The 13,577-nt window shown below is 72.7% G+C and carries 15 protein-coding genes; 10 read left to right on the forward strand and 5 right to left on the reverse strand.

The annotated features are described in order from the left end of the window. Positions 1-47 precede the first annotated feature (47 nt). On the forward strand, positions 48-575 hold the full coding sequence (locus RIU97_RS31850; protein ID WP_404963025.1) for an NUDIX hydrolase: 528 nt from the start codon (positions 48-50) through the stop codon (positions 573-575). 84 nt (positions 576-659) lie between these two features. On the opposite strand, the gene RIU97_RS31855 is transcribed toward RIU97_RS31850, so the two are convergent. Next, entirely contained in the window at positions 660-1,532 is an 873-nt protein-coding gene (locus RIU97_RS31855; RefSeq protein ID WP_404960999.1) for a 3-hydroxybutyryl-CoA dehydrogenase, read from the reverse strand. Positions 1,533-1,691: 159 nt separating this feature from the next. Here RIU97_RS31855 and RIU97_RS31860 point away from each other — a divergent pair, with 159 nt between their 5' ends. Beyond that, the gene (locus RIU97_RS31860; RefSeq protein ID WP_404961000.1) at positions 1,692-2,939 is read left to right on the forward strand and encodes a glycoside hydrolase family 10 protein; all 1,248 of its coding nucleotides are present in this window, start codon (positions 1,692-1,694) and stop codon (positions 2,937-2,939) included. Between the two features lies 1 nt (position 2,940). Here RIU97_RS31860 and RIU97_RS31865 read toward each other — a convergent pair whose 3' ends face one another. After that, positions 2,941-3,138 (reverse strand): DUF1918 domain-containing protein, encoded by a 198-nt coding sequence (locus tag RIU97_RS31865; protein ID WP_327412978.1) that lies wholly within the window; start codon positions 3,136-3,138, stop codon positions 2,941-2,943. A 57-nt stretch (positions 3,139-3,195) separates the two neighbouring features. Beyond that, a complete protein-coding gene (locus RIU97_RS31870) occupies positions 3,196-4,101 on the reverse strand; it encodes a DMT family transporter (protein ID WP_404961001.1) in 906 nt (301 codons plus the stop codon). Between RIU97_RS31870 and RIU97_RS31875 the strand changes: the two genes are divergently transcribed. The 8 genes from RIU97_RS31875 to RIU97_RS31910 all read left to right on the forward strand — a co-directional run bounded on the left by RIU97_RS31875 (position 4,100) and on the right by RIU97_RS31910 (position 12,316). Then, entirely contained in the window at positions 4,100-5,527 is a 1,428-nt protein-coding gene (locus RIU97_RS31875; protein ID WP_404961002.1) for a PLP-dependent aminotransferase family protein, read from the forward strand. The two genes, RIU97_RS31870 and RIU97_RS31875, sit on opposite strands and share 2 nt — an antisense overlap. A gap of 74 nt (positions 5,528-5,601) precedes the next feature. Next, entirely contained in the window at positions 5,602-6,177 is a 576-nt protein-coding gene (locus tag RIU97_RS31880; RefSeq protein ID WP_404961003.1) for a histidine phosphatase family protein, read from the forward strand. A gap of 271 nt (positions 6,178-6,448) precedes the next feature. Further along, on the forward strand, positions 6,449-7,477 hold the full coding sequence (gene argC / locus RIU97_RS31885) for an N-acetyl-gamma-glutamyl-phosphate reductase (RefSeq protein WP_404961004.1): 1,029 nt from the start codon (positions 6,449-6,451) through the stop codon (positions 7,475-7,477). After that, the gene (argJ, locus tag RIU97_RS31890) at positions 7,474-8,646 is read left to right on the forward strand and encodes a bifunctional glutamate N-acetyltransferase/amino-acid acetyltransferase ArgJ (protein WP_404961005.1); all 1,173 of its coding nucleotides are present in this window, start codon (positions 7,474-7,476) and stop codon (positions 8,644-8,646) included. The genes argC and argJ overlap by 4 nt, the downstream gene beginning before the upstream one ends. Further along, a complete protein-coding gene (gene argB, locus RIU97_RS31895; RefSeq protein WP_404961006.1) occupies positions 8,643-9,599 on the forward strand; it encodes an acetylglutamate kinase in 957 nt (318 codons plus the stop codon). Before argJ ends, argB begins: the two co-directional genes overlap by 4 nt. Next, positions 9,596-10,801, forward strand: a complete 1,206-nt coding sequence (locus RIU97_RS31900; protein WP_404961007.1) for an acetylornithine transaminase — start codon at positions 9,596-9,598, stop codon at positions 10,799-10,801. Before argB ends, RIU97_RS31900 begins: the two co-directional genes overlap by 4 nt. Before the next feature lie 7 nt (positions 10,802-10,808). Then, complete coding sequence (locus RIU97_RS31905; protein ID WP_383572968.1) at positions 10,809-11,345, forward strand: arginine repressor; 537 nt, start codon at positions 10,809-10,811, stop codon at positions 11,343-11,345. 65 nt (positions 11,346-11,410) lie between these two features. Beyond that, positions 11,411-12,316, forward strand: coding sequence for a hypothetical protein (locus tag RIU97_RS31910; protein WP_404961008.1), 906 nt, complete (start codon positions 11,411-11,413; stop codon positions 12,314-12,316). On the opposite strand, the gene RIU97_RS31915 is transcribed toward RIU97_RS31910, so the two are convergent. Together RIU97_RS31915 and RIU97_RS31920 are read right to left on the reverse strand one after the other, a co-directional pair. Continuing rightward, positions 12,303-12,989: a L,D-transpeptidase gene (locus RIU97_RS31915; RefSeq protein ID WP_404963026.1), complete on the reverse strand. Its 687-nt coding sequence runs from the start codon at positions 12,987-12,989 to the stop codon at positions 12,303-12,305. The two genes, RIU97_RS31910 and RIU97_RS31915, sit on opposite strands and share 14 nt — an antisense overlap. 6 nt (positions 12,990-12,995) lie before the next feature. After that, positions 12,996-13,577, reverse strand: coding sequence for a pyridoxamine 5'-phosphate oxidase family protein (locus tag RIU97_RS31920; RefSeq protein WP_404961009.1), 582 nt, complete (start codon positions 13,575-13,577; stop codon positions 12,996-12,998).

Raw genomic sequence — 13,577 nt, forward strand, 5'->3', positions numbered from 1 at the left:
CATGTTTGCCACCTACTCGAACGGAAGGTGGCACAGCCGTGCAGTGGATGAACCTGAGTGAGCAGACCGTGTACAAGAACCGCTGGTTCGACGTGAACCTCGCCGATGTGGAACTTCCCGACGGCCGGCACCTGGACCACTTCGTGATCCGGCTGCGTCCGGTCGCGGTGGCCACGGCCGTCAACGAGGCCAACGAGGTGCTGCTGCTCTGGCGGCACCGCTTCATCACCGACAGCTGGGGCTGGGAACTGCCCGCCGGGGTGGTTGAGGACGGCGAGGACATCGCGGTCGCGGCGGCGCGGGAGATGGAGGAGGAGTCGGGCTGGCGGCCCGGCCCGCTCCACCACCTGATGACCGTCGAGCCGTCCAACGGGCTGACCGACGCCCGCCACCACCTCTACTGGGCGGACGGAGCCACCTACATCGGCCATCCCGAGGACGACTTCGAGTCCTCGCGCCGGGAATGGGTCCCGCTCAAACTCGTGCCGGACATGATCGCGCGCGGGGAGATCCCGGCCGCCAACATGGCGGCCGGGCTGCTCCTGCTGCACCACCTGCGGCTCGGCCAGCCGTAGGCATCAGCCGCAGGGATCACCACAGGGATCGCCGCAGGGACCGGCCGTACGGGAACGGCCGGGTACCGGATCGGCCGTACGGGGTCAGCTGTACGGGTAGAAGCCCGCGCCCGTCTTGCGGCCCAGGCGGCCCGCGTCGACCATCCGCTGGAGCAGCGGGGGAGCGGCGTACAGCGGCTCCTTGTACTCGGCGTACATCGAGTCGGCGATCGAGGCGATGGTGTCCAGGCCGATCAGGTCCGACAGCTTGAGCGGGCCCATCGGGTGGGCGCAGCCCAGCTCCATGCCGTTGTCGATGTCCTCGCGGCTCGCGATGCCGGACTCGAACATCCGGATCGCGGAGAGCAGGTACGGGACGAGGAGCGCGTTGACGACGAAGCCCGAGCGGTCCTGGGCGCGGACCGCGTGCTTGCCCAGCACGTTCCGCACCAGGGCCTCGGCCCGCTTGACGGTCTCCTCGCCCGTGGTCAGCGCGGGGATCAGCTCGACGAGCTTCTGCACCGGCGCCGGGTTGAAGAAGTGGATGCCGATGACCTGGTCGGGCCGCGAGGTCGCGACGGCCAGCTTGACCAGCGGGATCGAGGAGGTGTTGGAGGCCAGGATCGCGTCCGGGCGGGTGATCACCTGGTCGAGGACCTGGAAGATCTCCGTCTTGACCTGCTCGTTCTCGACGACCGCCTCGATGACGAGGTCACGGTCGGCGAACTCGCCGAGGTCGGTGGTGAAGGTGAGGCGGGCGAGGGCGGCGTCGCGCTCCTCCTCCGTGATCTTGCCGCGTTCGGCGGCCTTGGTCAGGGAGTTGTGAAGCCGGGTCCGGCCGATCTCCAGGGCTTCGCCGGTGGTCTCGGCGACCTTGACCTCAAGGCCACTGCGGGCGCACACCTCGGCGATACCCGCGCCCATCTGGCCACAGCCCACTACGCCGACTCGTGTGATGTCGGAAGGGAGGTCAGTCACTTCGTGCCTTTCGCAGCTCTCCGTCGGCGGGTCCCCCGTACGATTCCGGCGCCCGCCACGCCCCCCGACGTTACTCCCGACCTTGCGCCGGGCGGCGGGCCGGGGCGGGCATGCTGAGCGGACATCGTGCAATGTCACTCAGTGAAACGGAGACGTCACATGACGTACATCGGTCGACGGGCGCTGCTGGCCGGAGCCGCGGGGGTGATCGCGGCCGCCACGTCCGGACCGGCCGCCGCGGCGGCGCGGCGGACCTCCTCCGGGCCTTCCGCACGGGCAGCCGCCGCCGATTTCAGGGGGATGTGGATCGCCTCCGTGTCCAACGTGGACTGGCCCTCCGAGAGCGGGCTCTCCGCCGCACGGCAGCGTACGGAACTGCTCCGGCTCCTCGATGCGGCGGTCGCGCGACGGCTCAATGCCGTGGTCCTCCAGGTCCGGCCGGCGGCCGACGCGTTCTGGCCCTCGAAGCTGGAGCCCTGGTCGCAGTGGCTGACCGGGGAGCAGGGGGTCGATCCCGGCTGGGACCCGCTGGGCACGGCCGTCGCCGAGGCGCACGCCCGCGGGCTGGAGCTGCACGCCTGGTTCAACCCGTACCGGGTGGCCAACCACACCGACCCCGACCGGCTGGCGCCCGCCCACCCGGCCCGGCGCAATCCGGGCTGGACCGTGGAGTACGGCGGCAAGCTCTACTACAACCCCGGCCTGCCCGAGGTGCGGCGCTTCGTCCAGGACGCCATGTTCGACGCCATCACCCGCTACCCGGTGGACGCGGTGCACTGGGACGACTACTTCTACCCCTACCCGGCCGACGGCGAGTACTTCGACGACGACGAGGCGTACGAGGAACACGGGGGCGCCTTCCCCTCCCGCGCCGCCTGGCGCCGCCACAACACCGACACCCTGGTCCAGGAGATGTCCGCGCGGCTGCGGGCGCTGCGCCCGGCGGTCCGGTTCGGCATCAGCCCCTTCGCGGTCTGGCGCAACTCCGACCGCGACCCGCTCGGCTCCCCGACGCGGGCGGGCCTGGGAACGTACGACGACCTGTACGCGGACACCCGCAAGTGGGTCCGGGAGGGCTGGATCGACTACATCGTGCCGCAGGCGTACTGGCACATCGGCCATCCGACCGCCGACTACGCCGACATCGTCCCCTGGTGGGCGCGGACCGTCGCGGGCACGGGCGTGGACCTGTACGTGGGGGAGGGGCTCTACCGCTGCGACGCGGACAGCACGACCGCGGCCTGGCGCGATCCGGGGGAGCTGTCGAAGCACGTACGGCTCGCCGCCGGACACCCGGAAGTCCGCGGCCACGTCTACTTCTCGGCGAAGCAGGTGGCCGCGGACCCCAATGGAGCGATGGCCCGGGTGGTCGCCGAGCACTACGGCTCGGCGGCGCCCCCGCGCTGATTCAGTGTTCGGGTTCTACGGGGTGACGGACCACGCAGTCGGGCCCGGGGGCCATCAGGGCCTCGTGCCCGTCCTGGAAGCGGACCCGGTACGGGGGGGTTCCGTTCTCGCCCAGCACCTGGGTGATCTCGCCCACCTTGTCGTGCTGTCCGACGATCCTGCCGTGCTGCACCAGCTGGTCGCCCTCGGTCGCGCGCATAACTGACCTCCTCGGTGGCGGTCCGATCCGGTGCTAGCAGTTTAGGTCGTTCCGGGGCTATTTGACCCGTTGAGTCACCGCGATGCAGACGAGGACCGCGCAGGCGGCGGCCGGTGCGGCGGGGGTGAGGTGCTCGCCCAGCAGCGCCACCGACCAGACCAGGGTCAGCAGCGGCTGGGCGAGCTGGAGCTGGCTCGCCCGCGGCGCGCCGATCTCGGCCATGCCCCGGTACCAGACGTACAGGCCCAGGAAGGTGGAGCCGGCCGCCGCCCAGAGCAGGCCGGCCAGTCCGTGTGCACTGAGGTGGACCGGCTCGTACGCGAGCCCGAGCGCGGACCCGGCCAGGGTGAGCGGCAGGCACAGGACCAGCGCCCAGCCGATCACCTGCCAGCCGGGCAGGGTCCGCGCGAGGCGCCCGCCCTCGGTGTACCCGGCGGCGCAGACCAGCAGGGCGGCGAAGAGGTAGGCGTCGCCGGCCGAGAGGGCGCCGCCGCTCTGCGCCAGCGTGAAGCCCATGACGACCGCGGCCCCGGCGACGGCCGCGGCCCAGAAGGTGCGCGAGGGGCGGGTGCCGGTGCGCAGGGCGGACAGTGCCGCGGTGGTGAGCGGCAGCAGGCCGACCACGACGGCGGCGTGCGAGGTGGTGGAGGTCGTCAGCGCGAGGGTGGTCAGCAGGGGGAAGCCGACGACCACCCCGGCGGCGACCACGGCGAGACCGGCCCAGTGCTCGCGGGCGGGCAGCGGGACCCGGCGGGCCAGCAGGAAGGCTCCGGCGATGACGGCGGCGAGCACGCTGCGCAGGGCGACGAGGGACCACGGGCCGAAGCTCTCCAGACCCCAGGCGGTGGCGGGGAAGGTCAGCGAGAAGGCGAGGACGCCGAGCGAGGCGAGGGCGGTGCCCCGGCCCACCGGACTCTTGACCGCTATCGGCTTCGGGAGAGTAGCGCTATTCTGTGCTGTCATGTATGAGCGTAGCAGTGTGGCAGAGCTGGCGGAATCTCTGCGGTCGGAGTTGAACCGCTACTCGGTGGGTGGGAAGCTCCCGTCGAGCCGGGCCCTGGTCGAGCGCTACCGGGTCAGCCCCGTCACAGTCTCCCGGGCCCTGGCGCAGCTCGCCGCCGAGGGCCTCGTCGTCACCCGGCCCGGCGCCGGCGTCTTCCGCGCCTCCCCCCGCACGGCGCCCGCCGCGCCCGGGGACACCTCCTGGCAGGAGGTCGCCCTCAGCGCGGAGGCTTCCGGCGAGATCGTGCCGCGCTCGGTGGACGCCTCCGGGGTGCTGGCCTGTCTGGCCGCACCGCCGACCGGGGTGATCGGGCTCAACAGCGGCTACCTGCACGCCTCCATCCAGCCCGAGCGGGCCATGGCCGCCGCGCTCGCCCGGGCCGGGCGGCGCCCCGGGGCCTGGGACCGGCCGCCCATGGAGGGGCTGCCCGAGCTCCGCGACTGGTTCGCCCGCGAGATCGGCGGGGCCGTCGCGGCCGCCGACGTACTGATCACCGCGGGCGGGCAGAGCGCACTGACCACCGCCCTGCGGGCGCTGGCCCCGCCCGGCGCGCCGATCCTGGTGGAGTCCCCGACCTATCCCGGACTGCTGGCCATCGCCCGCGCCTCCGGATGCCGGCCCGTGCCCGTCCCGGTGGACGCCGAGGGGGTGCGGCCGGAGCTGCTGGCCGCCGCCTTCGAAGCGACCGGGGCGCGGGTGTTCGTATGCCAGCCGCTGTTCCAGAACCCGACGGGGGCGGTACTGGCTCCCGCGCGGCGGGCCGAGGTGCTGAGGATCGCGCGGGCCGCCGGGGCCTTCGTGGTGGAGGACGACTACGCCCGCGCCCTGGGCCACGACGACGCCGGTCCGCTGCCCGCGACGCTGGCCGCCGAGGACCACGACGGGGTGGTCGTGCACGTCCGGTCCCTGACCAAGGCCACCTCGCCCAGCCTGCGGGTGGGCGCGCTCGCCGCCCGGGGCCCGGTCGTGGACCGGCTGCGCGCCATCCAGGTCGTGGACAGCTTCTTCGTTCCCCGGCCGCTCCAGGAGGCCGCCCTCGAACTGGTCGGCGCGCCCGCCTGGCCGCGCCACCTGCGCACCGTGGCGGCCGAGCTGCGGCACCGGCGGGACGTGCTCGCGGGGGCCCTGCGGCGCGAACTGCCCGGGCTGACGCTGCCGCACCTGCCTTCGGGCGGATACCAGTTGTGGGTCCGGATGGCCGACGGCGGCGACGACGCGGCCTTCGCGGCGGCGGCCCTGCGCGCCGGGGTGGCGGTGGCCCCCGGCCGCCCGTACTTCTGCGCCGAACCGCCCGGCCCGTACGTCCGGCTGAGCTTTGCCGGGGTGTCGGGGCCGGGGGAACTGGTGGAGGCGGTCCAGCGGCTGCGGGCGGGCCTGGGCGGCTAGGACGCGTGCGGCGCCGCCGAGGGCCTCATTCCGGAAAGCTTGACCCCCGGCCGTTCGCGGCTCACCATCACCGCATGCATGTTCGGGTTTCGCTGGTTGCCGCAGCCCGTAGTTCCTCGCTGCTCACCGAGCGCTTCGATGACGACCGACCGCTGGACGGAGCGGGCTGGCGGTCGGTGGAGTCCGCCGCCCGGGGCCTCGTGCCCCTGGGCTCGGCCGAGCTGCGCTACTGCTCTCCGACCCCGCGCAGCCGGGCCACGGGCGACGCCCTCGGGTACGCGCCCCTCGCGCAGCCCGCGCTGCGCGAGTGCGACATGGGCCGCTGGCGGGGGCTGACCCTGGCCGAGGTGACCGCCCGCGAGCCCGGGGCGGTGGACCTGTGGCTCGCCGATCCGCGGGCCGCCCCGCACGGAGGCGAGTCCCTGCTCGCCTTCATCTCCCGGATCGGCGGCTGGCTCGACACCCGTCCCGCCGACGACGGCGGCGAGATCGTTGCGGTGGCCGAGCCCTCGGTGGTCCGGGCGGCCCTGGTCTACGCGCTGCAGGCGCCCCCGCTGACCTACTGGCACGTGGACGTCCGGCCGCTGTCCACGCTCACCCTGACGGGCTGGTCGGGGCGCTGGTACCTCTCCCTGCAGGCCCCGGCGTAAACGCGATCGAGACCCCCGTTTACGCGGTCCACGTGGAGCCGAACGCACGGGTCGGGCACCGTCTCGTCGACGGGACGGCCTCTCGGGCGGCCGGGCGCTGCCGACTGACGCGATGACGGAATCGCCGCCGGAACGGGGCCTTTCCTGCTAGACATCTTCCCTAGGGCGCCGCAGGCGCCGGATCCTCCCGTCCATCCCTCCCGCCGAGATCCAAAACATTGCATAAACGTGCGGACGTACGTATAGTCATGCCATCGATGAGGAGGGTCCGATGGTGGTACGTGTAGCGGTGGCCGGAGCGAGCGGGTACGCGGGTGGAGAAGTCCTGCGCCTCCTGCTCTCGCACCCCGAAGTGGAGATCGGCGCGCTGACCGGCAACTCCAACGCCGGACAGCTCCTCGGCTCCCTGCAGCCGCACCTCGTGCCGCTCGCCGGGCGCACCCTGGAGGCGACCACCCCGCAGGCCCTCGCCGGCCACGACGTCGTCTTCCTCGCACTCCCGCACGGCCAGTCCGCCGCCGTCGCCGCCGAGCTCGGCGAGGACGTCCTCGTCGTCGACATGGGCGCCGACCACCGGCTGAAGGACTCCGCCGACTGGGACGCCTTCTACGGCGCTCCGCACGCCGGGACCTGGCCCTACGGGCTCCCCGAACTGCCGGGCGGCCGCGCCGCGCTGGAGGGAACCAAGCGCATCGCCGTCCCCGGCTGCTTCCCCACCGCCGTCTCCCTCGCACTCTTCCCCGCCTACCAGGCGCAGCTCGCCGAGCCCGAGGCCGTGATCGTCGCCGCCACCGGAACCTCCGGCGCGGGCAAGGCCCTCAAGCCGCACCTGCTCGGCGCCGAGGTGATGGGATCGGTGACCCCGTACGGCGTCGGCGGCGGCCACCGGCACACCCCCGAGATGGTGCAGAACCTGAGCCCGCTCGCCGGGCAGCGCGTCTCCGTCTCCTTCACGCCGACCCTCGTGCCCATGGCGCGCGGCATCCTCGCCACCTGCTCGGCCAAGGCCCTCCCCGGCACCACCGCCGAATCGCTCCGCGCCGCCTACGAGAAGGCGTACGCCGACGAGCCCTTCGTGCACCTGCTGCCCGAGGGCCGGATGCCGTCCACCAAGTCCGTCCACGGCTCCAACGCCGTCCACGTCCAGGTCGCCTACGACGCGGCCGCCCAGCGGATCATCGCCGTCAGCGCCATCGACAACCTGACCAAGGGCACCGCCGGCGGCGCGGTGCAGAGCATGAACATCGCCCTCGGGCTCCCCGAGCAGCTCGGGCTTTCCACGATTGGAGTCGCGCCGTGAGCGTTACGGCTGCACAGGGATTCACGGCAGCGGGCATCGCCGCCGGGATCAAGGCCAACGGCAACCCGGACCTGGCCCTCGTGGTCAACAACGGTCCGCGTCTCGCCGCCGCGGGCGTCTTCACCTCCAACCGCGTCAAGGCCGCCCCCGTGCACTGGTCCGAGCAGGTCCTGCGCGGCGCCGCCGTCAGCGCGGTCGTCCTCAACTCCGGCGGCGCCAACGCCTGCACCGGCCCCAAGGGCTTCCAGGACACCCACGCCACCGCCGAGAAAGTCGCCGACGTCCTGAACGGGCTCGGTTCCGGCGCGGAGTTCAACGCCGGGGAGGTCGCCGTCGCGTCCACCGGCCTGATCGGCGTCCTGCTCCCCATGGACAAGCTGCTCCCCGGCATCGAGACGGCGGCCGCCGCCCTGTCCGAGGACGGCGGCGAGGCCGCGGCCGTCGCCATCAAGACCACCGACACCGTGCACAAGACGGCCACCGTCTCCCAGGGCGGCTGGACCGTCGGCGGCATGGCCAAGGGCGCGGGCATGCTCGCCCCGGGCCTGGCCACCATGCTCGTCGTCCTCACCACCGACGCCGACCTGGACAGCGCCACCCTCGACAAGGCGCTGCGCGCCGCCACCCGCACCACCTTCGACCGGGTCGACTCCGACGGCTGCATGTCCACCAACGACACGGTGCTGCTGCTCGCCTCCGGCGCATCCGGCCAGGTGCCCGTGTACGAGGAGTTCGCGGAGGCCGTGCGCACGGTCTGCGACGACCTGGCCCGCCAGCTGATCGGCGACGCCGAGGGCGCCAGCAAGGACATCCGCATCGAGGTCATCGGCGCGGCCAGCGAGGACGACGCGGTCGAGGTCGGCCGGTCCATCGCCCGGAACAACCTGCTCAAGTGCGCCATCCACGGCGAGGACCCGAACTGGGGCCGGGTGCTCTCCGCGATCGGCACCACCCAGGCCGCCTTCGACCCGGACCGCCTCAACGTCGCCATCAACGACGTCTGGGTCTGCAAGAACGGATCGGTCGGCGAGGACCGCGACCTGGTCTCGATGAAGGACCGCGAGGTCCGCATCACCGCCGATCTGTCCACCGGTGCCGAGTCGGCCGTCATCTGGGCCAACGACCTGACCGCCGACTACGTCCACGAGAACAGCGCCTACTCCTCATGAGCGACGAGAAGGCCGGCCAGCCCGGCACCTCCGGCGGCACCGCCCGCAAGCACACCGCCCTGCCCAAGGCGCAGATCCTCATCGAGGCCCTGCCCTGGCTCACCCGCCACAACGGCAAGATCGTCGTCATCAAGTTCGGCGGCAACGCCATGATCGACGAGGACCTCAAGGCCGCCTTCGCCCAGGACGTGGTCTTCCTGCGCCAGGCCGGCCTCAAGCCGGTCGTCGTGCACGGCGGCGGCCCCCAGATCAACGCCCAGCTCGACAAGCAGGGCCTGGTCAGCGAGTTCAAGGCCGGCCTGCGCGTCACGACCCCGGAGGCCATGGACGTCGTACGGATGGTCCTGGCGGGCCAGGTCCAGCGCGAGCTGGTCGGACTGCTCAACCAGCACGGGCCGCTCGCCGTCGGCATGACCGGCGAGGACGCCCACACCATCACGGCGACCAAGCACACCCCGCAGGTCGGCGGCGAAACCATCGACATCGGGCGGGTCGGCGAGATCACCGCCATCGACACCGGCGCGATCGAGGCCCTGCTGTCGGACGGCCGGATCCCGGTCATCTCCTCCATCGCGCGCAGCGCCGACGACCACCACGTCTACAACGTCAACGCCGACACGGCGGCCGCGGCGCTCGCCGCCTCGCTGGGCGCCGAGACGTTGATGGTCCTCACCGACGTCGAGGGGCTCTACGCGGACTGGCCGAACAGCGACGAGGTCATCAGCAAGCTCACCGTCAGCGAGCTGGAGAAGCTGCTGCCCGAGCTGTCCAGCGGCATGGTGCCCAAGATGGAGGGGTGCCTGCACGCCGTGCGCAACGGCGTGAACACCGCCCGCGTGCTCGACGGGCGGGTCCAGCACTCGATCCTGCTGGAGATCTTCACGGACTCGGGCATCGGCACGATGGTCGTGCCCGACGCACAGCCCGGACAACAGCCAGGGGGAGCGGAATGACGAAGGGCACCGGCAACCAGGAATTCGGCACGCGCTGGCAGGGTGCGCTGACCAACAACTACGGAACCCCCGCGGTCGCCCTGGTGCGCGGCGAGGGCGCCCAGGTGTGGGACGCCGACGGCAAGCAGTACACCGACTTCGTCGGCGGCATCGCGGTCAACGCGCTGGGCCACGCCCACCCGGCGATCGTGGCGGCCGTGACCGAGCAGGTCTCCACCCTCGGCCACGTCTCCAACCTCTTCATCTCCGAGCCGGTCGTCGCGCTCGGCGAGCGGCTGCTGCAGCTCTTCGGCCGCCCCGGCAAGGTCTTCTTCTGCAACTCCGGGGCCGAGTCGATCGAAGCCGCCTTCAAGATCGGCCGGCTGACCGGGCGGACCCACATGGTCGCCACCGACGGCGGCTTCCACGGCCGGACCATGGGCGCCCTCGCCCTCACCGGCCAGCCGACGAAGCAGGCCCCGTTCCTGCCGCTGCCGGGTGACGTCACGCACGTCCCGTTCGGCGACGTCGAGGCCCTGCGGGCCGCCGTCACCGAGGAGACCGCGCTCGTCGTCATCGAGCCGATCCAGGGCGAGAACGGCGTGGTCGTGCCCCCGGCCGGGTACCTGACGGCCGCCCGCGAGATCACCCGCGCCACCGGCACCCTGCTCGTCCTCGACGAGGTCCAGACCGGCATCGGCCGGTGCGGCCAGTGGTTCGAGCACCAGGCCCACGAGGACGTCGAGCCCGACATCGTCACCCTCGCCAAGGGGCTGGGCGGCGGTCTGCCGATCGGCGCGGTGGCCCTCTTCGGCGCCGCGGCCGACCTGTTCCAGCCCGGCCAGCACGGCACCACCTTCGGCGGGAACCCGGTCGCCTGCGCCGCCGGCCTCGCCGTGATCGACACCATCGACTCCGAGGGCCTGCTCGACCAGGTCAAGGCCCGGAGCGAGCGGCTGCGCGCCGGGATCGAGGCCTCGGGGCACCCGCTGGTCTCCCACGTCCGGGGCGCCGGCCTGCTGCTGGGTATCGTGCTGACCGAGCCGCTCGCACCCCAGGTGCAGCAGGCGGCTCAGGATGCCGGCTTCCTGGTCAACGCGCCCGCCCCCGACGTCGTACGGCTCATGCCCCCGTACGTACTCACCGAGGCCGAGGCGGACGCGTTCCTCCGGGCCCTGCCCGGCATCCTCGACGCAGCCAACGGGGACGGATCCGGAGAATGAGACGACGATGAGCCAGCCGCAGGACAACGAGCAAGGCGGACAGGCCGTCCCGCAGACCCGCACCGCGCGCCACCGCCGGATCGTGGACATCCTCAACCGGCAGCCGGTCCGCTCCCAGAGCCAGCTGGCCAAGCTGCTCGCCGACGACGGGCTGAGCGTCACCCAGGCGACGCTCTCCCGCGACCTCGACGAGCTGGGCGCGGTGAAGATCCGCAACACCGGTGGCGAGCTGATCTACGCGGTGCCCAGCGAGGGCGGGTTCCGCACCCCGCAGGCCCCGCTCGGCGAGTCCGCGAAGGAGGAGCGCATGCGGCGCCTCTCCGGGGAGCTGCTGATCTCGGCGGAGGCCTCCGCGAACCTCGTGGTCCTGCGCACCCCGCCGGGCGCGGCGCAGTTCCTCGCCTCGGCGATCGACCAGGCCGAACTCCGCGCGATCCTCGGCACGATCGCGGGCGACGACACCCTGATGCTGATCAGCCGCGACCCGGCGGGCGGCCAGGCCCTCGCCGATCACCTCCTGCGGCTGGCGCAGAAGGAGAGCTGAGCGGGGAAGTCCGGGGCGCCGGAAATCCGGTGCCGGACCGGTGCCCGCCGACATAACCTCGGGGCGTGCTCCAACTCGTCCTCGCCCTATCGGTGTCCGTCGTGACCGCCGCCGTGTACGGGCCCATCGGCCTGCGGTGGCGGCGCCGGGCCCGGATCCGGCGCGAGATCCTCCGGCTCGTCGCCGCCCTCGACGTCGAGCCGTACCACGCCGCCCTGCTGCGCAACAAGGCGACCGAGGCGGCGGCCGCCGAACTCGTCCTCGGCGGGTACCTGCGGATCGACGGGGAAGGAGCGGCGTTCCTGACCGAGGAGGGCCGCGACCCCGCCCGGACGCCCGCCCACCCGCTGCCCGCCGCCCTGCTGGAAGCCGTACGCCGGCACGATCCCGAGCCCGTGTCGATCGGCTGGATCGACCGGTGCGACGAGGGGTACGCCGAGCGGCGCAGCGCGTACGGGAGCGAACGGGACGGCCTGCTGCCCGATCTCCCGCGGATGCCGGACGGCGAGGGGAACCGCCTGCTGGCCTGCTGCGGCTGCGTGGGCATCGTCCTGGTGATGTTCTTCTGGTGCCTGGCGGGCGTGCTGCTGCTGGCCGAGCGTCCGCACGGCGTACGGGAATGGGCGTGCGCCGCGGTGGCCGCCCTCGGCCTGGCGGCGCTGGTGTTCGCCGAAAGAGCCGGCAAGGCGGTCCGGGCCCGGACGGAGTGCGGCGACCCGCTGGGGGACCGGATCCGCGCCGAGCCGCATCCGGCCCTCGCGGCCCTCGACGAAGACCAACGGCGCCACGTGGTGCGGAGCATCGGTGACCGCGACAGGTGGCGCGGAGCCGACCAGGCCGACGAGGACGACGAGTGGCTGGACGACAAGGTCTGGTGGGAGGACGCGTACGAATACCGGGCCACCGACGAGGACGAGCCCGAGGACGAGCCCGAGGACGAGCCCGAGGGCACGGGACCTAGTAGCGGGTGACGGCGAGCGGGCCCTCCTCCGTGCCGATCGCGATGTGCGGGCGCCGGCGCGGGTCCGCCCAGCGCAGGATCGCCCGCATGGCCCGCTCCGGCACCGACACGCAACCGGCCGTCGCGCCCTTGCCGTTGACGTGCAGGAAGATCCCGGCGCCCCGGCCGCGTACGGGCCGCTCGTAGTTGAAGGCGATGAGCAGGGCGTGCGCGTACTGCTTCTCGTACGTCACCAGGTGCTCGGCCTCGCCCGGCGCGCAGTCCGCGGGCAGCGGCTCCACCCAGCGGTTGTAGTGCGCGGAGGCGTTGTCCTGGCACCACCAGGAGTCGCCCCGCACCCGCCGGTAGCGGTACTCCGTGCCGGCCGGCGCCCGCCGGATCCCGAAGGCGTACGGGAGTGCGTACAGCCCTGTCGGCGTGGTGCTGGTGCCCTGCGTACGGGTCGCGCCCTCGGTGAGGCCGTTCGACCCGAAGCGGGCGGGCGCGCTCCCGGCCTCGTGCCAGCCCCCGGACCACCGGTCCCACCAGGTCAACCGGCCGGTGGTGGATCCGGGCGCGGACGCGACGGCGATGATCAGCTGACTGCCGCCGCCGGTGTCGGCGAGCCGGGACGGCAGGGGCGCGGGGCCCTGCGGGAGCAGGCTGGTGAGGACGGTCACGCCGATGACGAGAGCGGTACGCAGCACATGTCAGACGGTACGGGGCGGAAGGGGCAGGGGCAGCGCAGGCAGGCCGTCGACGCTCGTCCCGATGAACTCCTTCTTCTCGCAGTACGCGGCGAACTCCTCGTCCGTCTTGCGGCCGAAGTACTCCGAATGGAGGGTGCGCTCGCCCTGGTACTCCATCAGGGGGACGGCGTACCCGCAGACATCGGCGATCCGGCAGGCGCGGACGAGGATGATCGCCCGCGCCGCGGGTCCGTCGGCCTCGCCGAACAGTGCGATCAGCCCGGCCCAGCGCGGGTCGTCGCGGAAGACCGCCTCGCCCTCGCCGTGGATGCGCACGATGTTCGGCGGGCCGCTGAACGCACACCACATGAGGGTGATCCGGCCGTTCTCGCGGACGTGCGCGATGGTCTCGGCGCCACTGCCGCCGAAGTCCAGGTAGGCGAGCGTCTGTTCGTCGATGACGACGAGGGTCCCGGCACGGCCCTTGGGGGACAGGTTGACGTGACCGTCACCCGCCAGGGGTGCGGTCGCGGTGAAGAAGACCGGCTGCTCTTCGATGAACTTGCGCAGGCGGCCGTCTATGCGTTCGTGGAGTTTTCCCAT

Source organism: Streptomyces sp. 147326 (assembly GCF_045000215.1).
GTDB lineage: Bacteria > Actinomycetota > Actinomycetes > Streptomycetales > Streptomycetaceae > Streptomyces.